Raw genomic sequence first — 26,231 nt, 5'->3', positions numbered from 1 at the left:
GGATGAAGAACCAGCTCACTGATTGAAGTTTCACTTTATACGCTAATTTTTACATATGAACATTAAAATTTACTGAGAATTAGAGCTTTTAAAATGAAGGGAAGCGGTTGTCCCCTGACCGTATATACTTTGTAGCTGTATCTCAATACCCAATGCGCCGGCAATGTCCTTTGCAAGGGAGAGGCCTAAGCCAGAACCGCCGATCTTTCGGCTTCTCGCCTTATCGACACGATAAAAACGGTCGAACACCTTAGATAATTCCTCTTTCGGGATTCCTATACCTTTGTCGATAACATGGATGAAAGCCAGCTTCCCTTTTGTACCAAACGAAAGCGTGATAGGCTGATCACTGTATTTTCGGGCGTTGTCAAGGAGTATGAATAGGAGCTGCTTCAGTTTTTGTTCATCCGTTGCAACCATTATAGGGCTCCCGTCATGTTCAAGCACAAGCTCGCGGCCATAGGCGTTCTCGAATGCTTTGGCTGTTGAAATGACCAGCGAGGAGAAATTTGTTTTTTTGATTTTTAAGTCCCACTCACCGCTATGCCGGGCGAGCAGTAACAGCTGTTCAGTCATTTCCCTCATCCGGATAGCCTCTGAATGGATGGCTTCAATCGATTCCTCGAACAGCTTTGGTTCTTTCAATCCCCGCCTTTTGAGGAGACTAGAGTAACTTTCTATTATCGTTAGTGGAGTTTTTAATTCATGCGACGCATTGGAAGCAAACTGCTGCTGTTTCTCGTAGTTTTCCTCAAGTAGGTCCATCATATGGTTAAAGGTTTCACTCATTTCATATAGTTCATCCTTTGATTTTCCTTCAAGTGTTAGCCGCTTAAATTCGCCGCTTTGCCTAATATCGGTCATTGTCCTCGTCATAGTTGCAACTGGTCTGGTAATAAGCCTGCCAAGGAATGCACTGGAGGCAACGACCGGGATAAGTGCAAAAAGGGTGGCGACTATTAGGACAAGGCGGAGCATCCGCAAGATTTCTGTAACAGACTCTAGGCTCGACGTAAGCTGAAGATTTGCAACATTACCATCTGGCAATATAATGGGTGTGGATTGAAACGTGTAAAGCTTACCGCCATACTTAATCCGGCTGCTTTCTTCACTAGAAAAATAGGTTGGTTTCCTATCAGCCAATTTTAGTTCGGAAGGGGAGGTAACAGATCTGCCCTTGTTATCTTGCTCCACAATCTGAATCATACCATTAACGGGCATATAGGCTCTAAGAAGGTCTGCTTCGGGTACTTCTCCCATTAAACTGTTTATATTAGCTGCAGTCTTTTTAAGTTCAGCCATTGTATTATTCAAAGCGTTTGAGTAGGATAAGCTGCTGAACGTTATGTAAATCAAACTATTAATAACTATAATCAAAATGGCAAACTGCGCAGATGTTAATAAGTTGATTTTCGCACTGAGTTTCATTTTGCCTCCCTAAGGACATATCCGACGCCACGGACTGTATGAATTAGGGATGGTAAGTCAGGCAAATCAATCTTTTTGCGAAGATAACGGATATAAACATCAACAACATTTGTATCTCCGGCAAAATCATAGCCCCAGACAGTTTCAAGGATTTGATCTCTCGTCAGTACCTGCTTCCGGTTCATAAGCAAGTAAACTAACAAATCATATTCGCGGGGTGTTAATTCAATCGAGATAGTATTTCGGAAAACTTCACGCGTTTTTTTGTTGAGCTTAAGATCAAGAAAGGTAAGGACATCTTCATTTTCCTCTGGCAATGACGCAGCAGGTTTAAGCCTCAAAGCAGCGCGGATCCGCGCAAGCAGCTCCTCAATTTGAAACGGCTTGGTTATATAGTCATTTGCACCAAGGTCGAGGCCGGTCACTTTATCCTCGATTGAACCCTTTGCGGTCAACATGATAATCCTCGTCTCCTTGTCACTGGAACGAATTCTTCTTAACAGATCAATCCCGCTCATACCAGGCAGCATGACATCGAGGAGAATTAAATCCCATTCGCCGGTCCGGTAAGCCTCGAGCCCCTCAATCCCATCTGTTGCCTTCGTCACGGAATACCCTTCGAACTCAAGCTCGAGCTCCAGAACCCGGGCAATTTTTTCTTCGTCCTCAATAACTAATATTCTCGCCATGTTGTACCTCCGGTTTCTAACTTTCTATTTAAATAGTATTACAATTATATCGTTCCTAGGATTCATTAAAAAGGAATACGTTTGTACCAAAACTGCCGCGATGGAAAAGAGAATGGGGGTAGGAGGTATGAAAGGAGAGGGGATAAAAACGTTAATTGTAAAAGGAAACAGCCCGCCTTTGAAGCGAGCTGTCTATCTTAAACTAGCTTATTTCCTGATTTCCTTTATCAGCAGGCGGGGACCGCCAAGCATGAAGAAATACCGTTTTTCAATGACCCATTTCATGAAGTGGGCAAATCTGCCGTGGATAGGTTTGCCATACACAATCCCAGTTGCATTTTTATGTCCCATGCTCATTACGGTGCCACGATGGATATACTTAAATGGCTTTGCGCTCATCCCATATATTTTACAGGCGATGTTGCAGCCGCAATATTGACCTTGTTGCAGGGCGATTTGCGCAGTAGGGGCATAAGGCTTTCCATCCGAAGCAAAACTGACAGATGCATCGCCGAGGACGTAAACATCACGGCGGCCTGGAACTTCGCAAAATTCATTAACTTTCACCCGTCCATCAGGGAGAGTATCAAAGCCTAGGCTTTCTAGAATAGGATGGCCTTTAACACCGCCTGCCCATATGAAGGTATTCGTTTCAATGACATCCCCATTTGTGAAAATGACTTTATCTTCCTCACAGGATGCGACTGTGATGGCCGTCCTGAATTCGGATCTCATCTTAGTGGATGTTTTTTTGACGTCATTGACCATTGAAGCCTCATATCCCTTTAAGAGGTCATCGTTGGCTTCAACACAGATTACTTTGACGATATCCGGGTCGACTCCGTATTCTCTGCACAGTTCTGGAATCCTTTCTTCCATTTCGAAGATAAATTCCATACCTGAAAATCCAGCTCCGCCAATCAAAAAAGTAAGCCGTTTTTCATCTTGGTCAATTGTATATTGTTCAAATTGTTCTTCAATATGCTCCCGTAGATTGTTGGTTCCTTCCCAATCGAATAGGAAAAAGGCATGTTCCTTCACTCCTGGCAGTCCGAATGTTTTCGGAACACCGCCTATTGTGATGACAAGGTAATCATAAGAAAGCCGGCCAGTTTTTAATTCAACCGTTTTGTCAGCAAGGTTGATGCTGACTACTTCATCTTTAATAAAATTTACTCGTTCCGTGTCAATCAAGTCTTTAATCGGAAAGACAATCGATTCTGCCGGGATTGAGCCCGCACCGGATTCGTGAACTTTTGTCGTTAAATAGTGGTAGTCATTCTTGTTTACCAGGGTTATGTCGGCCCGCTTTCTATGGACTTTCTTCTGAAGAGTGACGGCTGTTAAAAGGCCGGCATACCCTCCACCTAAAATAACAATTTTTTCTTTATTTTCCATCCGAATCACTCCTTTTGTATATAGTATAGCTTAACATGTTCAATATTTCACAAGTAATTATGTGAAATATTGAACAATTTTTAAACATTATATATACTTCATGAATGTTCGGTTTTTATAGCCGCTCCAGCTATTCATATTACTTATTTTTGCATGAAATAGGTGACTTATTAAAAGGTTATCTGAATAAGGCCGCTCCTGTATAAACCCCGGCGAGGAATATGGTGGAAATCAAGATAACATGGGAAACAATCCATCCCCATTTTCCATAGCGAAATGCGTCGTCTGGGATGGGTAAGCGATTTTCACGCGGAATGATTTTACCACCGAGCAAGTCAAAAAGAATTAGGTACAGCCACCAAAGTGTGTAGGAATCCCATAAATCCCATTCCGTACTAAATCGGAAAAGAGATGTTTGTTTTAAAAATACTTCTCCGGCTATTCCCAGGTGGACAATCGTCCAGTAAAAAGGAATTTTCCATATCCATTTTTCCGGGGAATAAAAAACCCCGAACAAAACAAGAAAGGGAAAGACGGTAACAATTATTCCGACCGGCATTGCCAAACCATCGTGAAAGGGTATGTCCGGAAACGAATATAAACGGATTGCAACAAATGCATAACAAATAAGCAGTCCCGATATTGCACTTATTAAATACAGGAAAAAATACCTTTTCCAATTATTTCGGCTAATCAATAAAATACCCGTGACCCCGGCTATAAACAGGATAATGATTATTATGCGTTCTTCCATACCTTCTCCACCCATCCAAATGTTGGGTTTAGTATTCCCATCCCGCTATTTATTTAAAAACAAAACGGCCATGCAAGTGCATGGCCGTACTAGTTCAGTTATTCTTTTGGTTTCAGGACATCGTGGTCAACATAGCGTTCACCGTTTAGTTCACTGATGACATTGATCGCAACCTTGGCGCCGTCACCGGCAGTAATAATCGTATGGACGCTAACGCCTGCAACAGTTCCCGCAGCCCACGCGCCTTCTACGTTTGTCTTGCCGCTTCCATCAACATCAAGTACAGTCTTGATTCTTGGCTCTGTACCTGGCTTGGTCGCAGCGCCAAGTTTTTCTGCAAGGTCAACAGATACACCCGTTGCAAAAATAACATGAGTACCTTCGAAGCTTCCATGGTTTTCAGTAGTAACTTTGAATCCGCCTTCAATTTTTTCAACGCTTGCAGCAGCATCTTCAACGAATTCCGCTCCAAACTTTTTCGCCTGTGACTTTCCGGTTTCAATCAAATCCGGCCCGGAAATTTCACTGACACCGTAATGGTTTTCAAGCCATGCACGTTTCGTCATTCCTTTGTCACTGTCTATGACAACTGTTTTCTTTCCTGCTTTAGCAGCGAAAAGCGCGGCGCTTGCACCGGCAGGGCCTGCTCCAATTATGACAATATCAAACATGCTGCAGCCTCCTATTTATGTACTTGCTTAAACATTATTATTGTAGTTAATTTTCTTCCAGTTGGTCAAAGGAACTGCTCACTGAATTTCACTATAAACCCAATAACCAATTTTGACCAAACCGCCATTGCAATTTAAACTGAAATAGGTTGGAAAAATTTTCGCAAGGGGCGGGGGAGAGAGAATGGTGCAGATAAAAAGGCTGACGGAATGTACATATGAAGAAGTCCTGACAGCATGGAACCGAGGGTTTGAGGGGTATTTTGTCAATTTGAACATGAGCCATGAAACGTTTTTAAGACGGTTTCCAATGGAGGATCTTATGGCATCGCTAAGTGTAGTTGCTTTTGTGGGCGGCGAGCCAGCGGGACTTATTGTAAACGGAATACGGACTATAAAAGGGATAAAGACAGCCTGGAACGGCGGGACTGCGGTTGCAATGAAATTCCGGAAGCAGGGGGTAGGCCGGGCGCTGATCGAGGCAACGCTAAAGATTTACAGAGAGGAAGGCGTCGAGCTTGCAATGCTGGAAGCGATTGCTGGAAATGATAAGGCGATTGCCCTATACGAAAACGTTGGTTATGAAATTGTCGACAACCTGGAATACCTCGAGCTGACTGGCCCATTGAATGAAAATCCTATTGAACAAAACCAAACATATATACTACGGAAAGCATATCCAATCCAGGTAGGGCTCCTGCCATTTTATAAATGCGGGAATCCGTGGCAGACTCACTGGCAGAGCGGCCGGGACGCCGAAGCTGTAATCCTTGCCGACGAAAATGGCCAGGATGCAGGCTATGCCTACTTTAAAAAAACGTTCAATGAAGAAGGCAGGCACATCGGAACCACGGTCTACCAATGTGAGACAGACGAAACGAGAGCTGATAGCTATGTTATCATGCAGACTCTTGTAAACTATATTTTTGGTTCATTTGAGGATGATATTAGAAGGGTCATCCTTAACCTTCATATTGAAAAAAGCAAGCTTACACATGAAGTTTTAAAAGATATCGGATTTACTCCATTTGTTCATCAAGTCATGATGAATAAAAAAATGGACTAGGAGAGTGAAGGCGTATGGAAATTAGAAAACTTGAAAGGCACGACTTCTTGGACTTTGCAACGATAACTATTCAGGCTTATCCCGCCAATCGCGAAAATACCGAAGAATACAAACAAAAACTTGCCGATTCGTATTTCAAAAACCAGGAGGAATCCGGCAATACGGAGTACTATGGCCTCTTTAGAAACGAAAAGCTCCTGGGAGGAATGAGACTTAATACATTCGAAATGAATGTATTTGGAAAAATGGTCCGTGCCGGAGGAATCGGCTCTGTTGCGGTCGATCTAGTACATAAGAAAGAAAAGGCAGCAAAGGAGCTGGTTCATTTTTTCCTTGGCCATTTCCGTGAAAAAGGGGTATCTTTCGCACTGTTATATCCATTTCGGCCTGATTTTTATAAAAAAATGGGGTTTGGATACGGACCAAAAATGAACCAGTATAAAATAGCTCCGGACAGCTTTCCAAACGGAAGGAAGGAGGGGCTTGCCTGGCTCACTCAGGTCGAAGCGGGTAAAATCAAAGACTGCCACAATCGTTATGCAGAGAAGACACACGGTATGATTTTGAAAAACAATTGGGATGCAGAAGCTATTTTTAAAAACAATGACAATCGCGTTGTCGGAGTAGTGGATGGTCAGGATATAAGGGGATATATGATTTTTGGATTCGAACCAGCGTCAAGCGGGAATTTCCTTCGTAATAATATAGTCATTAAGGAAATGATCTATGAAACTCCGGAAGCTCTTGAATGTTTGTCTGCATTTCTTCACACTCAGGCGGACCAGATTGAAAGGGTGATACTCAATACCCAGGACGATGGATTGGAATTTTTATTGGGGGATCCCCGAAATGGAAGCGGCAATTTGATTCCTAGTGTCTATCACGAGTCGAACAGAGCGGGAGTGGGGATTATGTATAGAATCCTTGATTTTGATGCCGCGGTCCGAGACCTGTCAGGACGCGACTTTAATGGAGTGACTTCCTGCTTCTCATTGAAGGTCCACAATAGTTTTGACTCTAGTGAACCAGGGATATATACACTTCGCCTGGACAATGGCTACATTTCCAAAGCTGATTTCGCTGAAGCTGAGTTTGATATTGAAATTGACATTTCCGACCTGTCATCTTTGCTAGTTGGTGCTGCAGACGGAGCACGGCTATATCAATATGGTAAGCTGAAAATCTCTGACCCAGCTTTTCTGAAAGTTATAACAAAGGCATTCCGTCCAATGGAAAAGCCGATTTGCATAAAGCCTTTTTAAGAGCAAAAGCGTAAGCGCCTTCGTGACAAGCAAAAAACGCTTGTCCCTGCGACGATTAATGCAGGAGCTTTCCTTAGTGGAGGTAAACGAAAATAATCTTTTAAAAGAGTTATCCTAAAACCTAAAAAGGGAGGCCCAGATTCGGGCGTCCCTTTTCGAGTTATTAAACCAGGCTGTTTTCAGACAGTTAAAAGAGAGATACATTATCTTTTGCCGGCAAGGCTGTATTTTTTGCCGCCCGTTTGGACTTATAAAGGGCAATATCCGCTTCTCTTAGCAAATCCTTGGGTGAAAGTTGATAATCCGGAATGAATGTGGCATATCCGGCACTGACAGTTACAACTTCATCCACTTCAGAAGTTCTGTGGGGGATTTGCAGGCTTTGGATATTCTTTCTGACCGTATCCATTATCAACATTGCACCGGCTGAATCGGTTTCCGGAAGCAGAATGATAAATTCCTCGCCTCCGTAGCGAGCAGCTAAATCGCGGGGGCGCTTTACTGTATCACGAATCGTTGATGCGACCTCCTTTAAGGCATCATCACCGGCCAAGTGTCCGTATGTATCGTTATACTGTTTGAAGCAATCGATATCAAGCATGATGGCTGACAGCGGAGTCTCATGAAGTTTGTTTCGTTCCCATTCCTTTTCAAGGGTTTCCTCAAGGTAACGCCGGTTTGGTATGCCTGTCAGCCCATCAAGAGACGAAAGCATTTTTAGAAAATCGTTGGCAGATTCGAGGCTCGCTTCTTTTTCCATCCGCTTGGTCGCATCCCTTGATACTGCAAGGATCGATTCGACTTCGCCTTTGTCGTTTCGAAGTATTTTGGCAATCGTTTCGAGCCAAATATATCCGCCTTGCTTGAGCTGATGCCTATAGAGCAGGGAAAAATAATCCTCTTTTTCTTGATTTAAACTTAATGCCAGTTGTTCTATTTTATCCTTATCATCTTCGTGCATATAGCTGAAAGCGTTGTGCCCGAGCAGCTCTTCTGGTTCAAACCCGAGGGTTTCCCTGCAGGCAGCCGAGGCAAAATCGTAATTTCCTTCAGGGGTTAGAAAGGCAATCAAGTCTCTGGAATTTTCTATAATGAATCTGTATCGTTCATTGGCTTTCCAGAGGCTTTTTTCAAGTTTTCTTTTTGCAGTCACATCGCGGAAGATGGCAAGGATTGATGGCTTTCCCTCATACTCAATTGCTTTGTGGGTCATCTCGATGGTAATGCGTCTGCCCTCGGGTGTTGAAATATTGAAATTGCGGATTTCTGTTTCTCCCCATGTTTCCTGCAGTTCCGTGAGCACTTCTTTCGTTTTTTTGTGGTCATCCTGATTGATAAAATCATAGATTGGCCGATTTAAAATATCTTTGATTGGCATTCCCAGCAGTTCAGATGCTTTTTTGTTTACAAAAATGATTTGGCCATTGCGATGGACAACAATAGGCTCGGGTGAATAGGCTACCAGGTCACGATACCTTTTTTTGCTCTCCTCCAAATCCTGCTGCAAAAGTTTTTCTTTTGTTATATCCTCAACATTGGCGATAACATAGGAAACATCACCAAAAGAGTCAAGGGCGAATGATACAGTCAGTTTTCCGATAAAAATGGAGCCGTCTTTTCTTAGGAACCGTTTTTCCCTTGTATAAGGAAGTTTAACTTCCAGCTGCATTCGGAAAAATTCCACAGCGCTAAGCCGGTCTTCCTTATTTGTAAATTCAAGAAATGAGAGGTTTTGGAGTTCCTGCTCGCTATAGCCAATCATTTCCTGTAATTTTGGATTTGAGAAAGTAAGCCTTCCATCCTTGTCAGCCAAAAATATCCCAAGTGCGGAATGACTGAAAATAGTTTCAAGGCGATGTTGTTTTTCAATGAATTCCTCCCGTGAGCGGGTAGCATCAGCCCGGTACTTTTCCTTAAGCCGCAAATGGAGGATGCTGCAGAGGAGGAAAAGGAGGAACATGGCAGGCAGAAGATTCCACATGCCAGTTGAGATGGTTGAATATATATAAATTGTCGCAAGTAATCCAGCAAAAATAAATAATGTTCGATCTATCACCGCAAATCACCCATGATAATTATACATCATGAACAGTATTTAGAATGGGAAATTTTGAAAAAATTATGACAAAAGCGAGGTATTAACCGGCCTTGATTTTAGTTAATATAGTTGGTTTTAAGGTTGCTTAAGAGTAAAATGATAGACGACACGAATGAAAGGGGGCAAATAGTGGGGTATACAGTTGCAAAGGGGTATTTGGATAATCCCCAATTAAGGGATAGCTTTATTCAGCTTGCTGGCAACGTATTTGGGATTTCATTTCGCAACTGGATGGATAAGGGGTATTTAACCTCAAATTACATACCGTATTCTTTTATCAATAACGAAAAAGTGATAGCGAATGTTTCCGCCAACCAACTTGGCCTCCTTATTGATGGCCAAAAGAAAAACGCACTGCAAATTGGGACAGTGATGACCCATCCGGATTATCGGGGAGAGGGCCTGGCCAGACAGTTGATGGAATTGGTGCTCGAGGATGTTCATGGACAATATGACTTGATTTACTTGTTTGCTAACCGTACAGTTCTGGATTTTTATCCCAAATTCGGTTTTATGCCAGTCTCTGAACATATGTTTTCAATAAAATTAACCGAACGAAAAGGACCGCTTCCTAAAATGCGGAAACTAAATATAGATAATGAAGAGGAACGGGCGCTTCTTTATAGGTTAGCATCGGAACGATCACCCGTTTCCTCTGTATTTTCCGCTTTAGGTACTGAAGAGCTTTTGATGTTTTATTGTTTGAATGCATTTTCTGAAAAAATTTATTATCTAGAAGAGGAACAGTTGATTGCCATTTTTGAAGAAAAAGCTAGAGAGATGCATGTTTACGACCTTATTTTTCAAAAAGAGATGGACTTAAAACGGGCTCTTTCTAAAATTTCGGGTCCGGAAACTAGGAGGGCTGTCCTTCACTTCACTCCTGACGGCGATGGGGTTTCGTGGGATATCGAAAAATTTGACTCCAGCGAAGTGCTGTTCGTACGAAAAGGCACTTTCCTGCCAAAGGTATTTAAACACCCGCTCACAGCTCAGGCGTAAAAGTTAAGATGAGAAAGGAAGTTGATACGACATGCGCGTAATGCCATTAGAAAAACGAGGAATAACGGATAGCAGGCTAGTGCTGGGTTGCATGGGCTTTGGCGGGGGCTGGGATAACAGCCCAATTTCCGATGAACATATGCTAAAGGCTGAAAAAGCTGTGGAAGCGGCATTGGAAGCAGGAATCAGTATGGTGGACCATGCTGATATCTACACGAGAGGAAAGGCTGAAACGGTATTTGGGAAAATTCTTAAAACAAAGCCTCGATTAAGGGAGAAACTTGTTATCCAGAGTAAATGCGGGATTCGCTTTGAAGATGAGACAGGCCCAGGCCGCTATGATTTTTCTAAAAAACATATTCTTGCATCAGTTGATGGAATCCTTACTAGGCTTGGAATTGATTATTTGGACATTCTGCTTTTGCACCGGCCAGACCCGCTGATGGAGCCAGATGAAGTTGGTGAGGCATTAAGGGATTTAGAGGAATCAGGTAAGGTCCGAAGCTTTGGAGTTTCAAATATGAGTGTCGGGCAGATGAAGCTGATTAGGGATTATAGTGGGGTTCCTCTCGTTGTCAACCAGCTTGAAATGAGCCTGGGTAAACTCGATTGGCTTGAGCAGGGTGTATATGTTAACCAGGCTGAAGGGCTGGAAAGCCATTTTTCAGAAGGGGTGATTGAGCATTGTATGCGAAAGGAAATTCAGCTGCAGGCCTGGTCCCCTCTGGCAAGAGGTATTTTTACGCGGAATGAGGTTTCAGCCGCTGAACCAGAACTTTCCACAGCCGAATTGGTTGCCAAAATGGCTGCTGAAAAGGAAACAACAAGGGAGGCGATTGTCCTTGGCTGGCTGATGCGCCATCCAGCTAAAATCCAGCCGGTTATAGGGACTACCAATCCGGAAAGAATTCGTAATTGCAGGGACGCAGCCCTCCAAGCAGAAAAAATGACGAGGGAAGAGTGGTATTCCTTATACGTTTCGGCTAGAGGTAGGAAGCTTCCTTAAATTTGACGTATTTTACTAAGCCGATCCCATCCAGTTACATCACTCATTAGGAAACTTACATTAGGGGGGCCCCGATTTTCATTCGGGGCCCATTTTGCTACTGAAAATCCGGCCTAAAGCCAATCAATTGTGCCCTTTTATCTACACCGGTTTTCTTTTCTTCCGGGAAGGTGATTATCGAGCTTATATATTCCCAACGGATAAGTAAATGGGTGACACAGGTTTCTTCAATTTGTTCTTCTTCGGGTATGGCTGTTCCTTCATCGTCCCTAATTAAAGTCCGTTTATAGCATGGGTTTTCAACCCAGATTCCCGAGTTTTCACTTTTTACAAGCTTTGCCAGGTACCATTCCTCCGGTTTATAGATACCCGTCACATCTCCCGTCATCTCTTCCGGAAAGTTGCGCAGCTTAATCTGGATTTTCTGGTTTTCAAAGTTTTCTAGGTGCATGATTCACGTCTCCTTTCCATTATCCCGCAAAAACCTGCTGTAAGAGCAACGCCTCAGATCGAGGAAGCGCAGGTGGGGGTTAACAGTCCCTGAATGCTGATTAATGAGATTCAGTAAAACTTGCGGCTGTCCCATTTAGCGGTTAGCGAACCGCTGAACTAATCGGGGTCACAGTTCCGGGGTTCTTTGGCAAAATAGCGGCAGTAGAACGGGACTAACAATCAGGGGTGATGAAGAACCCCTCACTTATTGAAGTTTCACTTTATCACCGCTGCCTCTCTTTATCTGTTCCTTCTGTCATAAAAAATAAACGTTTAAAAGGCATTTTTTAAAGAACCTTTCTGTAACTGTTGATTTTTCAGATAAACGCGCGCTATTAGATTGAAGACCAATAAAACTTTTTGAAGGGTTAGGCAAGGGGAAAATAGAAAAAGCCTGGCGTATAGACCAGGCTTTGAAACAACTCCCTATTCCTTTCGATAACCATGATGATGGCCATGATGGTGTCCATAGTGATGGCCATGATGATGACCGTGATGATGACCGTGATGATATCCATGATGGTATCCAGGATACCCATAGCCGCCATAACCATGGTAACCACCGTAGCCTGGATAACCTCCGCCGTAGCCTCCAAAGCCTCCGTAACCGCCAAAGCCGCCACCATAACCTCCATAGCCATGGCCTGGGTAGTTGCCATAACCGCCAAGCGGGCCTCCAAAGATTTGCCTCTGATCCATTTTTTCCCCTCCTTTACCAGTCACAATAGTTTATGTGTCGTCATTCTTCAAGGTGAACCCAACTATTAAACCAGCTGAAAGTGCCAGGCTGATAGTTACTGAAGCACTTTTGTCATTTGGATAAAAAAAGAAATTATAGACACTCTAGTAGGGAAGGTTCTTTTTCTTAGGAGGAGAAGCAGTTGATAACAATTTCCTTTATTTTGACAATGGTCTTCGTTACTGGGCTGACGGCGATTTTCGATATGATTTTGTTCCAATACGGCTTTTGGGAAGCATTGGCCAATATCATTCATTCAGAAGTTTTCAATGGCAGATTGTTTGTTATTTGCGGTGTGTTAATCGGGTTTGCATTTAGTATTACTGCAGATATCCGCTTATTAAGAGGCAGGAAGAAAGGATCTGTCAATAAGGAGAGCTGATAGTGGCAAAAGAAAATATCTCATTGGTTAAGCTTCTTATGCTAGTTGTCAACTTCGAGCTCGGCAGTTCAATTGTGGTCAATAGCTTCCTTCAAAACTTAAAATAAGGTAAAAAAGATTGCCTGGCTGCCCAGGCAATCTTTTTTAAATTGTTCTATTGTTCTTTTAAAGAAGTATGGTTTGGTTTCTCAGGATCACGCTGTGCGGAAATATCCTTTCCTTTTTCCATTTTTTTATTTTGTTCGACAGAATTGTTGTTTTGGTCTTTTTTATTGTTGTCCATGAAGATCCTCCTTTGATGCATGTACTTCTTATCGTTTTTGGAAAAAACTTTTTTACGGGCAGTCTTTTTGGAGTATAAAAAACATCCTTTTTAAACTGTCTAGCTCCAGCGCATAGCGCCTAGTGTCCTTCGCTCTCCGCCCTACGATAAGTCAACATCGAATCGAATTTGGCTCTTCGTGTTTCCTTTATCTCAGTTGGAGAGACTACAGGCCATACGGCGCTGGGCATTAAGGAAAGCTCCTAGGAATAATTATCGCAGAGACAGGCGCATTTTGCCTGTCACGAAGGCGCTTGTGCTTTTCTTATAACCCCGTTTTGTATTTGTTTTCACTGGACGATTGATCCTTCGTATGATCGCCGTCTTTCTCTTCCCGCTGCTCAATAGCTAAATCTTCAATCGGAAGGGGGTCTACGTTTTGCTGACTCTCAAACTTGTCAAAAAGGCTTTCATTGTTTGTAGGATATTGTTCGGGATTATCGCGGCTGCCCTTTTGCAAGCCATTGCGATGGTTTCCTTCATTTGCCATAGATGATCACCTCTTGTTTAGATATACCCTTTAAGGATTAGTTAAAACGTTTACTCCTTGACTGTTGGGCTGGTAATATGCCTGTCCGAAAAAGATTATTTTTCAGTACAGCCATATTCTTTCATTTCATACATATCCTTTTACGAACAATAGTTTTATTTTTTCAAAATTGGGTATAAAAGGTTAGTTATATTTGGCGAAATTAAAATTCATGGATACAGGTGATTCTTGTGAGCTATGGGCCATTGTTGATTATTGGAGGCGCGGAGGAGAAATATCAGGGCGTTACCATTTTAAGAAAGTTCACCGAACTTTCGCTCAAGCGGGAAGGCAAGGTTGGGATTCTTACAACCGCTACGAAAATTCCCGAGGAGGTTGGAGGGGAATACAAAAAGGTTTTCAGGAATCTTGGCATCACAGATTCGATAACCATTGATGTTGATTCCCGCGAAAAAGCTGAAAATGAGCAAATATTGAAGGATGTAGAGGGAATTTCTTCTCTCTTTATAACGGGAGGAGACCAAAGCCGCCTTACCCAAATGATTAGCGGTACAAAACTGCATGGGCTTCTTTTTGAAAAATGGAAAAACGGAATGCCCATTGGAGGAACAAGTGCCGGGGCATCAATAATGGGAAAGCATATGATCGTCAGTGCCTTAACAAAAGACTCGGATGAAATCCTTCAGGTTGAGATGGATATAGGGTTCGGGTTTATGAGAGATATGCTGATTGATCAGCATTTTTCTCAGCGGTCCCGGTTTGACAGGCTCCTCGGGGCAATTGCGGGCAATCCTGACCTAATGGGAATTGGCATAGATGAAAATACCGCAATATTGGTTGAAGGGGACCTATTTGAAGTGATTGGTGAACACCAGGTACTCATTCTCGATGGGAAGGATAACTCTTTCGTGGAAGTGACTACAAACGAAGATGGAAGCGAAGAGCTGACCCTTTCTAATTTCAAACTTCATACCCTTACACATGGCTATAGATTTGACCTCAAAAATAGAAAACTTTTGTTTAAAGGGGAGTAAATCATGAGAATCAAACGAGTGCGGTATTTGAAAGGCCCAAATTACTTCAATTATAAACCGACAATATGGATCGAGCTGGACCTGGAAGAACTCGAGTTCAGTCCTTCCAACACTCTTCCGGGGTTTAATGAAGCTTTGTTAAAGTCAATACCTTCACTTAAAGATCATACCTGTTCGCGTGGCTACGAAGGGGGCTTTGTGGAAAGGCTCAATGAAGGGACCTGGATGGGCCATATCCTTGAACATATTGCAATTGAGCTTCAGTTCTTGGCTGGAATTAAAGTCCGCAGGGGAAAGACCCTTACTGGCAGTAAAAAGGGCATCTATTATGTTACATACGACTATAGGGAGCCCAAATCCGGCTACTATGCCTTTCTTGCAGCAATGGAACTGGTCGAACGGATCCTCAATGGGGAAGCAGAAGTCGAGATAAAGCCGTATATAGATAAGATTGAACATCTGTATTATGAACATAAGCTTGGCCCCAGCACTGAAGCGATTTACAATGCTGCTTTTGAACGAGGGATCCCCGTTGAGCGGGTCGGCTCTGAAAGCTTAGTAAGGCTTGGTACAGGACGAAAACAAAAATTTGTTCAAGCAACAATTACGAGCCAGACATCCCATATTGCTGTTGAGAACTCCTGTGATAAGCAAATAACGAAATCACTTCTTGCAGGTGCTGGTCTGCCGGTTCCAAAAGGCGAAACAGCTAGTTCGCTCGAAGAAATATTCGACGCTGCCGAACGGATTGGTTTTCCTGTTGTCATTAAACCCTTAAATGGAAGGCAAGGGCGAGGGGTCTTTACAAATATAAAGAACCGGGAGGAATTATTCTCGATTCTTAACTGTCTTGAACACCCTGAACCAAACTATATTGTTGAACGGTATTACGAGGGGAATGACTTTAGGCTGCTTGTTGTAGATGATCAGCTTGTCGCAGCAAGCATGAGAATCGCGCCTTTTGTTATTGGCAACGGAAGGGATTCAATAAAAGACTTGATTGAAGAGGAAAACAACAATCCGCTTAGAGGGGATGGGCATGAAAAACCGATGTCAAAAATACCTCTCAATTCGATTGTTGCCTGTTATCTCGAGAAATCGAATCTGACCCTGGATTCAGTACCAGAGCCAGGCCGGGTGATACAAGTTGTCGGGAATGCCAATCTATCGACTGGCGGCCAGGCAATAGATGTAACTGATGAAGTTCATCCCACTATCAGGCGGATGGCTATTGCTGCTGCAAAGGCAATTGGGCTTGATGTGGCCGGGATCGATGTCATTTCCCCGGATATCAAGAAAAAACTGGGCCGGAACGAAACAACGATAGTTGAGGTAAATGCCGCTCCCGGAATACGGATGCACCACTATCCTTCAAAAGGAACACCTCGCAATGTTGGCAAAGCGATTGTAGATTATTTATACAAGACGCGCGAGGAATCTTCCATCCCAATCATTTCGATTACCGGTACCAATGGCAAGACAACGACAACGAGGCTTGTAAAACATTTTCTGGAACGTGATGGTTATACAGTAGGCATGACCAATTCGGACGGAGTTTACATTGGAGATCAGACAATCGATGAAGGGGATTGCAGCGGTCCAATTAGCGCCCGGAAAATCCTCCACAGCCATGAAGTGGATGCCGCCGTTCTTGAGACGGCGAGGGGCGGGATTTTACGTGAAGGATTAGCCTTCAGACAATGTGATGTAGGAATTGTTACAAACGTGAGTGAGGATCATCTCGGCCTGGACGGAATTGAGGAATTCGGCCAACTTGTAAAGCTAAAAAGGCTTATACCTGAAGTCGTCATGGAAGGCGGCTACTGTATTCTGAATGCCGATGATTCAGAGGTAGTTCAAATGGCAGCCTATACACGGGGCAATATTATTTACACAAGTTTGTCCCATATGAACCAACACATTCACCAAGCAATTGAAAATGGCTGGACCGTATGGTATTTAAACGAAGACGAATGGATCGAATGTGTCGAGGATGGGGTGAAAACAAGGCTCTTGCCAGTCAGTGATATACCTGTAACGATTAATGGCAAAGCAAGATACAATATCTCCAATCTGCTTCAGGCATTCGCTGCTGCCTACTCTCAGGGTGTATCGATTGAAAGATTGAAAGAGAAGGCATTAACATTCAAGCCGGACCATGAGCAATCAAGAGGTAGATTCAATACATTCCAGCTTGGCGGCAGAACGATCATTATTGACTATGCCCATAATATTGCCGGTATGCTTGCGTTCTTCGATACAGCAAGACACTTTAAGGGAGGTACTACTACAGCGGTTATTTCTTCCCCAGGAGACCGCCAAGACCATGAAATTCGTGAAATGGCCAGGATTGCTGTAAGAAATGCAGACCGAATTATCTTTAGGGAGGATGCAGACCTAAGAGGACGGGCTCCGATGGAAACGGCCACTATGATGCTTGAAGCGGCCCTCAAGGAAAAAGGAATGTCCAGAAAGCAGTTCTTTGTTGTGCTTGATGAACTGCAATCGTATCATGATGCGTGGAACCGGTCAAAGGAAGGCGATACATTGATCTTTCTTTACGAAAAGTATTCAGCGGTTACCGAATTTCTGTCGCAAGTAAGCAGCAAGTCAAACACACTTGCAAAAAGGATTATTTGAGATAAAAGCGCACGCGCCTTGCAGGTAAAAGGCGCCTCGCGACATGCAAAAATCGTCTGTTTCTCGATGATTACTCTCAGAAGGCTTTAAACTTTTTTATATTTCACTATAAAAAAGGGATTGCTCTCCGCGGCAATCCCTTTTTAACTCTGGCAGAAGGTTTTTTTGCATGGAGACGCATACTTTCATGGATATTTTTAAAGGTTGCAAAAAAAGATTACAATATTGGTTATTTTTTCGACAAATGCTTCTCTTTGCCATCATTTAAACGTTATAATGAGATAATACGCAATTATGTGCTTCATTGCCTTTAGGAGAGAATAGTATGTGGAAAAAATTTATAGCACCCATCATCGTGATTTTGTTATTTATCCTTTTTATACCATATAGTCTGCCGTTTATCTTTGCACTTATTACTGCAGTCTTGCTTGAGGGACTGGTCAGCTATTTTCAGCGAAAGCTAAAATTAAGCAGGGTAAAGGCCGTCATTGCATCCTTCCTATCCTTTCTGCTTGCCATTGTTGTACTTGGCTATAATTTGTTCCTGATTATTTTTCAGCAGGTTATTAAGCTCTCCGAGAGCACGCCTACCTTTGTAAAGGATTTGTATGCATCCGGCATTAAACCGCTCATTAAACGGTGGCAACAGTATTCCCAGACACTTCCGCCAGATGTCATTTCATCTGTGGAAAAAACAATTGAAGAATCCGTAACTGCACTGGACCGATTTGTCCAGGGCTTCGTCCAGATTCTGATCGGTTTTCTGACAGCGATACCGGGTTTTTTGATTGAATTTCTTATATACCTAGTGGCACTTTTTCTGTTCAGTCTGGAACTCCCTTCTATCAAAGCAGCAATCAAGCGTCATCTGAGGGAAGAAACGAAGAAAAAAGTTTCAATTGTTCTAAATCAACTAACGAAGGCCGGAGTGGGTTTCATTAAGGCACAAATTTTCCTCAGCCTGATTACCTATGCGCTCGCGTTCATTGGTCTCCTTATATTGGACGTCAAGTACGCGGCCCTTCTTTCTTTATTAATTGTTATTGTTGATATTCTTCCGATTCTAGGGACAGGCTCATTTTTGGTCCCTTGGGCAGTCCTCTCATTCATACAGGATAACTCATTCCTTGGGATTGGCCTGATTATTTTATTCGTTGTCATTACTGTAGTCAGAAGGATTGTAGAGCCAAAGGTATATGCGACCAATCTTGGCATATCTCCGCTGGCATCATTAATAAGCCTTTATATTGGGTTCCAGCTTCTTGGATTTATCGGATTGTTCGCAGGGCCGGCAATTGTTATTGTCTTTAACACCCTGATAAAAGTGAATGTGATAAAAATGAACTTTAAGTTGTAAAAGGCCTGCTTGCAGGCCTTTTTGTTTTGTACTGGTTTTTAGAGGTTAAATACTGTTCCATTCGCCCAGCAAATAGGCAGGAGCCTATTTATTAAAATTAAGTTTCATTCGATTGCACTTTTTCGGGTCTTTGAATAGGATATATGGACTTAACTAAAGGAGGTAATGTTAGATGTCAGGTGCTGGTGGCGTTTACGGCGGAGGATTTGCCCTACTTGTAGTTCTATTCATTCTTTTGATTATCATCGGGGCTTCCTGGGGCTACGGTTACTATTAATAGGTAAGGAGGTTCTCACATGCCATACGGTTATGGATATGGAGGCGGCTATGGCTATGGCGGGGGATATGGTCACGGCGGATTTGCCCTGATTGTTGTCCTGTTCATTTTGCTCATTATTGTAGGGGCAGCTTGTTTTAGATAATTAAATATGAGTTCATGTGCCGGTTCTCTCACTGAGGGAGCCGGCCTTTGATTTGTAAAATAAACCCTTATTCCGTCAGCTTCCAGATACCTGATTTAAAAAGAAAAGTGGTTTCTTCCGGTATTTCTCTTCCTCTGAAACTCCTATGTTCTTTATAGAGTAGATATACAGTTTTTCCTAGCTTCTTCTCCATTTTTGTTACCTTGGCAACAGGTTCTCGTCAAAAAAAATAAAAATTTGTCAGAAATCCGCGAAAAATAGGTTTCCAACTTGAGAACCTGGGTAAATAGATGGGGTGCATGGAAAATATAAAAGAAATAATGGAGGGTAACCATGAGAAAGGGAGTTTATTGGTTTTTAAGTGTTCTTCTGCTAGTAGGGGTACTAGCTGGCTGCAGTGGTGAGGAAAAGACTTCAGCAGGTTCCAAGGACGGAAAGGTTGTTATTGACTTCTGGACATTCTGGGGTTCCGAAACCCGAAGGCCTCTTATCGAAAAGATTGTCAAGGATTTCAACGAGTCTCAGGACAAAATTGAAGTCAAGCATACATTCCTGCCTTGGGGCGATATTTGGACAAAAAACCTGGCATCAGTTGCAGCGGGTAATCCTGCAGATGTTATCGTAAATGATATTAACTCGGTTGCGCAGCGTGCCGTAAACAACCAGGCGGAAGACTTGAGCAAATACTTGGATGATTCATTTAAGGATCAATTTTATCCGCATCTTTGGGAAACTGTTGAACATGATGGAAAGCCATACGCAGTTCCGTTCACTACAGATACCCGTCTTCTATTTTACAATAAAACATTATTTAAAGAGGCAGGCCTTGACCCTAATAAACCGCCAAGGACATGGGCTGAACTTGAAGAATATGCGAAAAAGCTTGATGTAAAGAAAGGCAATAAATTTGAACGTTTTGGCTTCTATCCGCTTTGGGGGAACATTGGCGCGAATTCATGGATGGTTAGTGCCGATGATGGAAAACCATTCATAGACAATGGCGAGTTGGCCATCAATACACCTAAGAAGGTTGAAGCGCTTGAATGGCTGAAGGAATGGCAGGACCATTATGGCGAAAAAAATGTACAGGCATTCAAGGCCGAATTTGGAAGTGAGCAAGCAAATCCATTCATTTCCGGAAAAGTTGCGATGATGGTCGAGGTCGGGACCTTCTATACACAAATCCGTGATTACGGCAAAGACATGGAATTCGGTGTGGCTCCAATTCCTGCCTATGACGAGAATAGCCAGAACTGGGCAGATGGAGGCGGGTTTGTAGTTGAAATACCAAAAGGATCCGATAATCCTGAGGAAGCAGCTGAATTTATTAAGTATTTGACTGGCAAACAGGCACAGCAGTATTGGGGTGAGAAAAACTTCGATAACATTGCCAATATTGAAGCAGCTGAAGCTGTAGCCGAATCACTTGAGGGAAAAGGTAAAGAGGTCTATGAGGCAACAGTTAAAAATCTTGAAACAACACAGATGTTCCCTGTACCTCTTGAGTATCCTGACTATCAGAATAGAATTAATCCGCATATTGACAATGTCTTTACCGGCAAGCTAACCCCGGAGGAAGCGTTGAAAAAAGCGGAAGCAGACGTGAAGAAAATGAAAAAATAGCCATGATTGAAAGAGAGAAGGATGGTATCAGCATCCATCTCTCTTTTATATAGAGAAAAAGGGGGATCAAATATGGAGCCAACTCAGTCTGCAGAAATAGCTCTGCCAGAAGAGAAGTCAGGACCCCATGGGATTTCGACAGAAAAAATAAGTACGGAAAAGCCAGCGTCAAAAGGCAAAATCCCCAAACAAAAGCTTACAAGGGAAGTCAGGGACAATATTTGGGGCTATTTGTTTATCAGTCCATGGATTGTTGGCTTTCTATGCTTGACATTGGGGCCGCTTTTGTTCTCGTTGGCAGCAAGCTTTACTGATTATAATATAACGTCTAAAATGAATTTTATAGGGTTGGACAATTTTAAGCGGATGTTTACGATTGATGACCTGTTTTGGACATCGCTGTGGAATACATCTTATTATGTTATTTTTTCTGTTCCGTTAACGACAGTTGGAGCAATTTTGATAGCACTCCTGCTGAATCAGAAAATATTTGGGATGAAAGTTTTCCGGACTATTTATTATCTTCCTGCGATCCTTTCGGGTGTCGCTGTCTATTTTCTTTGGATGCAGCTTTTAAGTCCATCGACCGGTCTGGTCAATACATTCTTGAGCTGGTTTGGAATAGAAGGACCCGCCTGGTTGTTTGATCCCGAATGGACAAAGCCTGCACTAATCTTAATGAAGTTGTGGAGTGTCGGCGGGGGAATGCTGCTGTACCTTGCAAGCCTGCAGGGAGTTTCCCAGGAGATGTATGAGGCGGCCGATATTGAAGGAGCAACTGGCTTCCAAAAATTCTTCCATATCACTCTTCCAATGATTTCTCCGATTATCTTTTTCGATGTCATTACAAGTACAATAGGAGCATTTCAAATATTCCAGGAAGCATATGTTATGACCGAAAATGGAAGCGGAGCACCTGCAAACTCCCTGTTATTTTATAACTTGCATATGTGGAATAATGCATTCAGGATATTTGATATGGGATACGCATCGGCAATGGCATGGATATTGTTCATTATTGTCATGATTTTAACGGTTTTGAATCTGAAGGTTGGAAAGCGTTGGGTTCATTATGAAGGGGGAGATAATAAATGAGCGAATACACTGCCCCTAAATTTTATGAGACAAGAAAGTTCAAAGAGAAAGTTAAATCCTGGGCAATTACCATTGTGTTGATTGCGGGCAGTTTAATCTTGCTTTCACCACTCTGGTGGATGATTTCAACTTCATTGAAGTCACCGGCTGAAATTGCCCAATATCCGCCAACTTTTATTCCGAAAGAATTTCATTTTAGTAATTATTTGGAGGCCTGGAAGACAGCTCCCTTTACCCGATGGGCGATGAACACGTTGTTTATTGCCGTAATCGGGACTATCGGTGCTGTAGTGGTCAATTCACTGGTTGCCTATGCGTTTGCCAAAATCCGCTTTAAAGGGCGGAATGCACTGTTCGTTATTGTCTTATCGACCATGCTGATTCCGGGATTTGTCACGATGGTGCCACAGTATATTCTTTTTTCAAAGCTGGGCTGGCTGAATACGTATTTGCCTCTTATCGTGCCAGCTTTCCTCGGGAGCGCATTTTTTATTTTCCTGCTTCGGCAGTTCATGATGACCATTCCAAACTCACTTATTGAAGCAGCCATACTGGACGGGGCCAATCATATTCAGATCTGGTGGCATATCATGGTCCCATTGACTAAACCGGCTCTTATGACAGTTGCCATCTTTAACTTCAATGGAGCGTGGAATGACTTGCTGGGACCTTTGCTTTATATTAATGATGAACGGCTTTATACTTTGCAAATAGGGCTCCAGACATTTAAGGGTACAGTCCAGACACAGTGGCACTATTTAATGGCCATGTCTGTAACGGTCCTCCTGCCCGTTGTACTGATTTTCTTTTTCTTCCAGCGCTATTTTATTGAAGGCTCAAATATTTCTTCAGGGACTAAGGGATAATGTTTGTGAAACCCGGTGGATGCCGGGTTTCCTTTCATTTTGGTGGATGGATTGCCAGTTACTGCCGCTAATTCCATGGAAGGTTTTTGGGGTAGCATCCTTTGGATACTCATGTTAGCCTAGTTTAAGAACTGAAAAGAAGGGAGTTGAGGAAATGATAATGCAGAGATCTGTATTATTGCTTCTTATGCCGGCCATGTTGCTCATGCTTGCCATCCCTGGTTCACTTTCAGCCAAATCAACTAAAGTACAAGATAGCAACATAAATATACCGGCAGTAGAGAGAAAGACAAATGTTAGTAAAAAGGATCTTCCGAAGCCAACACAGGAAGAACCAAAATTGACGGACGAAGAAAAGGAGCTCCTTGCCAGGCTGGTTCATGCTGAGGCAAAGGGAGAACCTTTCAAAGGTAAAGTAGCGGTTGCTGAAGTCGTGTTGAACCGTATTGAAGATCACCAGTTTCCTGATACAGTTAAAGAGGTTATTTATCAAAAACGCCAATTTGACCCTGTTGCAAATGGAGAAATAAATAAACCGGCTGGGCAGGAAGCGAGAAAGGCGGTAGATGAAGCTCTTACGCCAGAAGATAAAGTTACAGAAGCCTTGTTCTTCTACAATCCAGAAATCGCAACTGACACCTGGATCCGTACCAGAACAGTGATCGATGAAATTGGAGACCATCATTTTTCAATTTAGGTGATAGGTCCGTTAAATAAAAACCCTTGGCCGAGTGCAGGCCGAGGGTTTTTTTGATGTGGTGTGCGCTATGGCTCGCTAACCATCCTACCCATGTAAATTCATGGACATTGCCCAAGTCCCCAACCCTAAAATGTACTCCAAGCGATTCTTAAACAAATTTCCCCAACTCAAAGAAAAACCAGACATGATACTAAACCATGCCTGGCCAAAAATAACTCAGAATTGCAAAGCCACCTAATAAATCAGGCGAGTGGTTTTTCATAATCGGAAGGTTCGATTCCAGTAGCCTCTATTGTATTCTTCCAGCTATTAAACTCCTCGATTTCCTTCGTCAGCCTCTTCCATGTGAGCGCAATGACAGCTGCATCATCAATGATTCCCAGTCCTACGATAACATCCGGTACCAGGTCGATAGGGGAGACAAAATAAATGATTGCCCCGATTACCGCCAGGATAGTACCTCTTGAAACATTTTTATATTCCCCTTTAGCCCAGGAACGGACCATCTCGAACAGGAGCTGCAGTTTATGCCAAGTATCACCTAAAGTGCTTTTATGGCTTTCTGCCTTTCCGAACGCCTTTTTTAAAAGGGATTCGGTTTCCTTTGGATTATCGATGTATTTCTGGGCTCGTCCTTCATATTTTTTCTGTTCGCTTTCAATTTTATGTTCCATGTCGATTTCCCCTCCTTCGTATTAAGTGCTCCTTTTAGTAATTTTCCACTCTCTTTGACAATTTAAACTCATACAGACATAAACCTCAAACAAAAAGCCGGTCCCAACTGGGATCCGGCTTAGCATGAATGGTAATTTTCTAGTATAAAATTAAGCTAGTATCGCTGCATTGCTTTCAGCTGCAATAATTTCTTCCACTTCGGAGCCTTCAAGAGTTTCTTTTTTCAACAAGGCTTCAACCAGGTTTTCGTATGCTTCATGATGAGCGCTGATAATGGTTTGTGCCATTTCCAACCCTTTATTGAAAAGCTCCTGCATCTTCGCTTCTTTCTCGGTTTTAACGAATGTTAGTGTAAAGCCGTCCTGCAGCATACCCATTTCAACCATTTGTTCAATGATATTCTTTGCCTGCTGTACATCACCCGACACTCCAATGCTGTGCTCCCCAAGATACATGCGCTCTGCAACACCCCCAGCGAGGATCATCGCAATCCGGTCGAGCAGGTCACTTGTTGTGGACAAATGCAGTTCTTTTGGAATCGGAGCAACATAGCCCAGCGCTTCGCCCCTTGGAATAATTGTTGCTTTCCTGACAGAGCCTGGTTTTGTTACAGCTGCAACAATAGCATGGCCCGCTTCGTGGATCGCTACCCGCCGTTTTGTCTCAGCATCCTGCAATTCGCGGGAAGTGCTGCCAAGGATGGTCCGGTCAAGTGCATAATCAAGGTTTTCCTTCGTAATCATGTCCTGTCCGTTCCGGATTGCATGCCGGCTTGCAGTTTCAAACAGCATGCTCAAATCAGCTCCGGAGAAGCCGGACGTGCTTTCTGCCAATTCATCAAGAGAAGAGAAAACCTCGTCTGCCATTACTTTGCCTTTTGTATGGATATCAATGATTTCCCTGCGTCCTTTTGTATCAGGAAGTGGAACCTGGAATGAGAAGTCAATCCGGCCCGGACGGAGGAAGGCATCGTCAAGCATATCTTTTCTATTGGTTGCTGAAATGAACAGGATGCCATCATTTGAATGGCCGCCATCGAGCTGGACAAGGAGCTCTGTCAACGTTTTTTCTGATTCTTCTCCTCCAAGTGCTTTACGCTTGCCTGCAAGTGCATCAACCTCATCAATGAAAATGACTGCAGGTGTTTGCTTGCGTGCATTTTGGAAAAGATTCCTCACCCTTGAAGCACCGACTCCTACGAATAATTCATTGAATGCAGAGCCGCTTGTTGAAAAGAAAGAGGCGCCAAGTTCCTTTGCCATTGCCTGGGCCAGTAACGTTTTTCCTGTTCCTGGAGGGCCATAAAGGAGGATTCCTTTAGGTGGCTTAATTCCAAGTTTGGAGGAGCGCTCAGGGTCTTTTATAATAGAAAGAGTTTGGAGAATTTCTTCTTTCATCTCTTCACCAAGGCCGCCGACATCCTTCAATGAAATTTCAGGTAGAGGACGAGCTTTGGACAGGCTGCTTTTCATCGTGTTTGTAACACCAAGGCCATTTCCGTTTTTCTTCTGGACTGCAAATGCCGCTGCAGCCAGGGAAAGAATCACACCGCCCATAATCCATTTGCCATATTTACTGCTGGAGGTGTATGAATAATCCACGTTGTACTTAGAAACAAGATCGTTTGCCATCTCGCTGTTAGGAGGCACTTTTGTCACAAATTTCCCCTCGCTTGTTGTTAGTGTTAAGCTTCCATTTGACCGTTCCTCAAGGCTGACTTTCCCACCATTTTCTGCTGCAATCTTGCTTTCCAAAGAAGAAAAAGGAACCTCAGTTTCTTTTGTGGTTGACTGTATATACCATATAAATCCCGCGGCTACTAGTAAAACTGCAGTAATCAGGGGAATGATTTTATTAAACGCCTTTTTACTCATATCCACTATGCTCATCTCCTTTACTGTCTAACTCTATTATATGAAAATATTAATTGTAATAAATAGGAATAGCGAATTACCTTTGATGGGAATTGCAGGAAAAAGACGTGAAAAGGAGTGAACAACTTGTGAATTCCTGAGCCATC

The 26,231-nt window shown here is 42.9% G+C and carries 26 protein-coding genes; 14 read left to right on the top strand and 12 right to left on the bottom strand.

The features are described from left to right. Window positions 1-69: 69 nt before the first annotated feature. The 5 genes from A8F94_RS13730 to A8F94_RS13710 form a co-directional block, all read right to left on the bottom strand. Window positions 70-1,428, bottom strand: coding sequence for a sensor histidine kinase (locus A8F94_RS13730; RefSeq protein WP_066201404.1), 1,359 nt, complete (start codon window positions 1,426-1,428; stop codon window positions 70-72). After that, complete coding sequence (locus A8F94_RS13725; protein WP_066201398.1) at window positions 1,425-2,117, bottom strand: response regulator transcription factor; 693 nt, start codon at window positions 2,115-2,117, stop codon at window positions 1,425-1,427. The genes A8F94_RS13730 and A8F94_RS13725 overlap by 4 nt, the downstream gene beginning before the upstream one ends. A 207-nt stretch (window positions 2,118-2,324) precedes the next feature. Further along, window positions 2,325-3,515: an NAD(P)/FAD-dependent oxidoreductase gene (locus A8F94_RS13720; RefSeq protein ID WP_066201394.1), complete on the bottom strand. Its 1,191-nt coding sequence runs from the start codon at window positions 3,513-3,515 to the stop codon at window positions 2,325-2,327. 178 nt (window positions 3,516-3,693) lie between these two features. Then, window positions 3,694-4,269, bottom strand: coding sequence for a CBO0543 family protein (locus A8F94_RS13715; RefSeq protein WP_066201391.1), 576 nt, complete (start codon window positions 4,267-4,269; stop codon window positions 3,694-3,696). A 98-nt stretch (window positions 4,270-4,367) separates the two neighbouring features. Then, window positions 4,368-4,940, bottom strand: a complete 573-nt coding sequence (locus A8F94_RS13710) for an FAD-dependent oxidoreductase (RefSeq protein WP_066201388.1) — start codon at window positions 4,938-4,940, stop codon at window positions 4,368-4,370. Between the two features lie 184 nt (window positions 4,941-5,124). Between A8F94_RS13710 and A8F94_RS13705 the strand changes: the two genes are divergently transcribed. Together A8F94_RS13705 and A8F94_RS13700 are read left to right on the top strand one after the other, a co-directional pair. Further along, complete coding sequence (locus tag A8F94_RS13705) at window positions 5,125-6,006, top strand: GNAT family N-acetyltransferase (RefSeq protein ID WP_066201385.1); 882 nt, start codon at window positions 5,125-5,127, stop codon at window positions 6,004-6,006. A gap of 14 nt (window positions 6,007-6,020) precedes the next feature. After that, window positions 6,021-7,268, top strand: a complete 1,248-nt coding sequence (locus A8F94_RS13700; RefSeq protein WP_066201382.1) for a GNAT family N-acetyltransferase — start codon at window positions 6,021-6,023, stop codon at window positions 7,266-7,268. A 187-nt stretch (window positions 7,269-7,455) separates the two neighbouring features. Here the strand turns inward: A8F94_RS13700 and A8F94_RS13695 are convergent, their stop codons facing one another. Then, entirely contained in the window at window positions 7,456-9,324 is a 1,869-nt protein-coding gene (locus A8F94_RS13695) for a GGDEF domain-containing protein (RefSeq protein WP_066201374.1), read from the bottom strand. A gap of 171 nt (window positions 9,325-9,495) precedes the next feature. Here A8F94_RS13695 and A8F94_RS13690 point away from each other — a divergent pair, with 171 nt between their 5' ends. Together A8F94_RS13690 and A8F94_RS13685 are read left to right on the top strand one after the other, a co-directional pair. Next, window positions 9,496-10,368, top strand: coding sequence for a GNAT family N-acetyltransferase (locus A8F94_RS13690; RefSeq protein ID WP_175384422.1), 873 nt, complete (start codon window positions 9,496-9,498; stop codon window positions 10,366-10,368). Window positions 10,369-10,399: 31 nt separating this feature from the next. Next, the gene (locus A8F94_RS13685) at window positions 10,400-11,374 is read left to right on the top strand and encodes an aldo/keto reductase (RefSeq protein ID WP_066201366.1); all 975 of its coding nucleotides are present in this window, start codon (window positions 10,400-10,402) and stop codon (window positions 11,372-11,374) included. 97 nt (window positions 11,375-11,471) lie between these two features. On the opposite strand, the gene A8F94_RS13680 is transcribed toward A8F94_RS13685, so the two are convergent. Continuing rightward, window positions 11,472-11,825, bottom strand: coding sequence for a hypothetical protein (locus A8F94_RS13680; RefSeq protein ID WP_066201363.1), 354 nt, complete (start codon window positions 11,823-11,825; stop codon window positions 11,472-11,474). 467 nt (window positions 11,826-12,292) lie between these two features. Next, on the bottom strand, window positions 12,293-12,565 hold the full coding sequence (locus A8F94_RS13675) for a hypothetical protein (protein ID WP_077247710.1): 273 nt from the start codon (window positions 12,563-12,565) through the stop codon (window positions 12,293-12,295). A 182-nt stretch (window positions 12,566-12,747) separates the two neighbouring features. Here A8F94_RS13675 and A8F94_RS13670 point away from each other — a divergent pair, with 182 nt between their 5' ends. Then, on the top strand, window positions 12,748-12,987 hold the full coding sequence (locus tag A8F94_RS13670) for a hypothetical protein (protein WP_066201353.1): 240 nt from the start codon (window positions 12,748-12,750) through the stop codon (window positions 12,985-12,987). 154 nt (window positions 12,988-13,141) lie between these two features. Here A8F94_RS13670 and A8F94_RS25415 read toward each other — a convergent pair whose 3' ends face one another. Then, window positions 13,142-13,270: a 3-methyladenine DNA glycosylase gene (locus A8F94_RS25415; RefSeq protein ID WP_139070092.1), complete on the bottom strand. Its 129-nt coding sequence runs from the start codon at window positions 13,268-13,270 to the stop codon at window positions 13,142-13,144. Window positions 13,271-13,574: 304 nt separating this feature from the next. Next, complete coding sequence (locus tag A8F94_RS13665; protein ID WP_066201351.1) at window positions 13,575-13,799, bottom strand: hypothetical protein; 225 nt, start codon at window positions 13,797-13,799, stop codon at window positions 13,575-13,577. 230 nt (window positions 13,800-14,029) lie between these two features. Between A8F94_RS13665 and A8F94_RS13660 the strand changes: the two genes are divergently transcribed. The 9 genes from A8F94_RS13660 to A8F94_RS13630 all read left to right on the top strand — a co-directional run bounded on the left by A8F94_RS13660 (window position 14,030) and on the right by A8F94_RS13630 (window position 23,533). After that, a complete protein-coding gene (locus A8F94_RS13660) occupies window positions 14,030-14,833 on the top strand; it encodes a cyanophycinase (protein WP_066201341.1) in 804 nt (267 codons plus the stop codon). A gap of 3 nt (window positions 14,834-14,836) precedes the next feature. Next, window positions 14,837-17,473 (top strand): cyanophycin synthetase, encoded by a 2,637-nt coding sequence (gene cphA / locus A8F94_RS13655; protein WP_066201339.1) that lies wholly within the window; start codon window positions 14,837-14,839, stop codon window positions 17,471-17,473. 325 nt (window positions 17,474-17,798) lie between these two features. Continuing rightward, complete coding sequence (ytvI, locus tag A8F94_RS13650) at window positions 17,799-18,830, top strand: sporulation integral membrane protein YtvI (protein WP_066201335.1); 1,032 nt, start codon at window positions 17,799-17,801, stop codon at window positions 18,828-18,830. A gap of 172 nt (window positions 18,831-19,002) precedes the next feature. After that, on the top strand, window positions 19,003-19,107 hold the full coding sequence (locus tag A8F94_RS25045) for a YjcZ family sporulation protein (RefSeq protein WP_077247709.1): 105 nt from the start codon (window positions 19,003-19,005) through the stop codon (window positions 19,105-19,107). Window positions 19,108-19,126: 19 nt separating this feature from the next. Then, window positions 19,127-19,252 carry a YjcZ family sporulation protein gene (locus tag A8F94_RS25040; protein WP_077247708.1) on the top strand — a complete coding sequence of 42 codons (126 nt, stop codon included), beginning with the start codon at window positions 19,127-19,129 and terminating at the stop codon, window positions 19,250-19,252. Window positions 19,253-19,585: 333 nt separating this feature from the next. Then, on the top strand, window positions 19,586-20,875 hold the full coding sequence (locus tag A8F94_RS13645) for an ABC transporter substrate-binding protein (protein WP_066201332.1): 1,290 nt from the start codon (window positions 19,586-19,588) through the stop codon (window positions 20,873-20,875). Window positions 20,876-20,947: 72 nt separating this feature from the next. Continuing rightward, on the top strand, window positions 20,948-21,970 hold the full coding sequence (locus A8F94_RS13640; RefSeq protein WP_077247707.1) for a carbohydrate ABC transporter permease: 1,023 nt from the start codon (window positions 20,948-20,950) through the stop codon (window positions 21,968-21,970). Continuing rightward, complete coding sequence (locus A8F94_RS13635) at window positions 21,967-22,836, top strand: carbohydrate ABC transporter permease (RefSeq protein ID WP_066201329.1); 870 nt, start codon at window positions 21,967-21,969, stop codon at window positions 22,834-22,836. The genes A8F94_RS13640 and A8F94_RS13635 overlap by 4 nt, the downstream gene beginning before the upstream one ends. A 154-nt stretch (window positions 22,837-22,990) precedes the next feature. Beyond that, window positions 22,991-23,533 (top strand): cell wall hydrolase, encoded by a 543-nt coding sequence (locus tag A8F94_RS13630; protein ID WP_066201326.1) that lies wholly within the window; start codon window positions 22,991-22,993, stop codon window positions 23,531-23,533. A 245-nt stretch (window positions 23,534-23,778) separates the two neighbouring features. On the opposite strand, the gene A8F94_RS13625 is transcribed toward A8F94_RS13630, so the two are convergent. Further along, entirely contained in the window at window positions 23,779-24,210 is a 432-nt protein-coding gene (locus tag A8F94_RS13625) for a YkvA family protein (protein WP_066201324.1), read from the bottom strand. Between the two features lie 150 nt (window positions 24,211-24,360). Next, window positions 24,361-26,085, bottom strand: coding sequence for an AAA family ATPase (locus tag A8F94_RS13620; RefSeq protein WP_066202421.1), 1,725 nt, complete (start codon window positions 26,083-26,085; stop codon window positions 24,361-24,363). Between the last annotated feature and the right edge of the window lie 146 nt (window positions 26,086-26,231).

This window comes from Bacillus sp. FJAT-27225, from assembly GCF_001685025.1.
In the GTDB taxonomy this organism is placed as follows: domain Bacteria; phylum Bacillota; class Bacilli; order Bacillales; family Cytobacillaceae; genus Bacillus_D.
The sequence above is the reverse complement of the archived record's forward strand: the minus strand, read 5'-3'. Positions and strand labels throughout refer to the sequence as shown.

What these genes read in the sequence shown, in the direction of transcription:
- A8F94_RS13645 (WP_066201332.1), top strand. Translation starts at nt 19,586, where the DNA reads ATGAGAAAGGGAGTTTATTGGTTTTTAAGTGTTCTTCTGCTAGTAGGG.
- A8F94_RS13730 (WP_066201404.1), bottom strand. Translation starts at nt 1,428, where the DNA reads ATGAAACTCAGTGCGAAAATCAACTTATTAACATCTGCGCAGTTTGCC.
- A8F94_RS13665 (WP_066201351.1), bottom strand. Translation starts at nt 13,799, where the DNA reads ATGGCAAATGAAGGAAACCATCGCAATGGCTTGCAAAAGGGCAGCCGC.
- A8F94_RS13630 (WP_066201326.1), top strand. Translation starts at nt 22,991, where the DNA reads ATGATAATGCAGAGATCTGTATTATTGCTTCTTATGCCGGCCATGTTG.
- A8F94_RS13685 (WP_066201366.1), top strand. Translation starts at nt 10,400, where the DNA reads ATGCGCGTAATGCCATTAGAAAAACGAGGAATAACGGATAGCAGGCTA.
- A8F94_RS25415 (WP_139070092.1), bottom strand. Translation starts at nt 13,270, where the DNA reads ATGGACAACAATAAAAAAGACCAAAACAACAATTCTGTCGAACAAAAT.
- A8F94_RS25040 (WP_077247708.1), top strand. Translation starts at nt 19,127, where the DNA reads ATGCCATACGGTTATGGATATGGAGGCGGCTATGGCTATGGCGGGGGA.
- A8F94_RS13700 (WP_066201382.1), top strand. Translation starts at nt 6,021, where the DNA reads ATGGAAATTAGAAAACTTGAAAGGCACGACTTCTTGGACTTTGCAACG.
- cphA (WP_066201339.1), top strand. Translation starts at nt 14,837, where the DNA reads ATGAGAATCAAACGAGTGCGGTATTTGAAAGGCCCAAATTACTTCAAT.
- A8F94_RS13680 (WP_066201363.1), bottom strand. Translation starts at nt 11,825, where the DNA reads ATGCACCTAGAAAACTTTGAAAACCAGAAAATCCAGATTAAGCTGCGC.
- A8F94_RS13620 (WP_066202421.1), bottom strand. Translation starts at nt 26,085, where the DNA reads ATGAGTAAAAAGGCGTTTAATAAAATCATTCCCCTGATTACTGCAGTT.
- A8F94_RS13725 (WP_066201398.1), bottom strand. Translation starts at nt 2,117, where the DNA reads ATGGCGAGAATATTAGTTATTGAGGACGAAGAAAAAATTGCCCGGGTT.
- ytvI (WP_066201335.1), top strand. Translation starts at nt 17,799, where the DNA reads ATGTGGAAAAAATTTATAGCACCCATCATCGTGATTTTGTTATTTATC.
- A8F94_RS13625 (WP_066201324.1), bottom strand. Translation starts at nt 24,210, where the DNA reads ATGGAACATAAAATTGAAAGCGAACAGAAAAAATATGAAGGACGAGCC.
- A8F94_RS13640 (WP_077247707.1), top strand. Translation starts at nt 20,948, where the DNA reads ATGGAGCCAACTCAGTCTGCAGAAATAGCTCTGCCAGAAGAGAAGTCA.
- A8F94_RS13705 (WP_066201385.1), top strand. Translation starts at nt 5,125, where the DNA reads ATGGTGCAGATAAAAAGGCTGACGGAATGTACATATGAAGAAGTCCTG.
- A8F94_RS13715 (WP_066201391.1), bottom strand. Translation starts at nt 4,269, where the DNA reads ATGGAAGAACGCATAATAATCATTATCCTGTTTATAGCCGGGGTCACG.
- A8F94_RS25045 (WP_077247709.1), top strand. Translation starts at nt 19,003, where the DNA reads ATGTCAGGTGCTGGTGGCGTTTACGGCGGAGGATTTGCCCTACTTGTA.
- A8F94_RS13710 (WP_066201388.1), bottom strand. Translation starts at nt 4,940, where the DNA reads ATGTTTGATATTGTCATAATTGGAGCAGGCCCTGCCGGTGCAAGCGCC.
- A8F94_RS13720 (WP_066201394.1), bottom strand. Translation starts at nt 3,515, where the DNA reads ATGGAAAATAAAGAAAAAATTGTTATTTTAGGTGGAGGGTATGCCGGC.
- A8F94_RS13675 (WP_077247710.1), bottom strand. Translation starts at nt 12,565, where the DNA reads ATGGATCAGAGGCAAATCTTTGGAGGCCCGCTTGGCGGTTATGGCAAC.
- A8F94_RS13635 (WP_066201329.1), top strand. Translation starts at nt 21,967, where the DNA reads ATGAGCGAATACACTGCCCCTAAATTTTATGAGACAAGAAAGTTCAAA.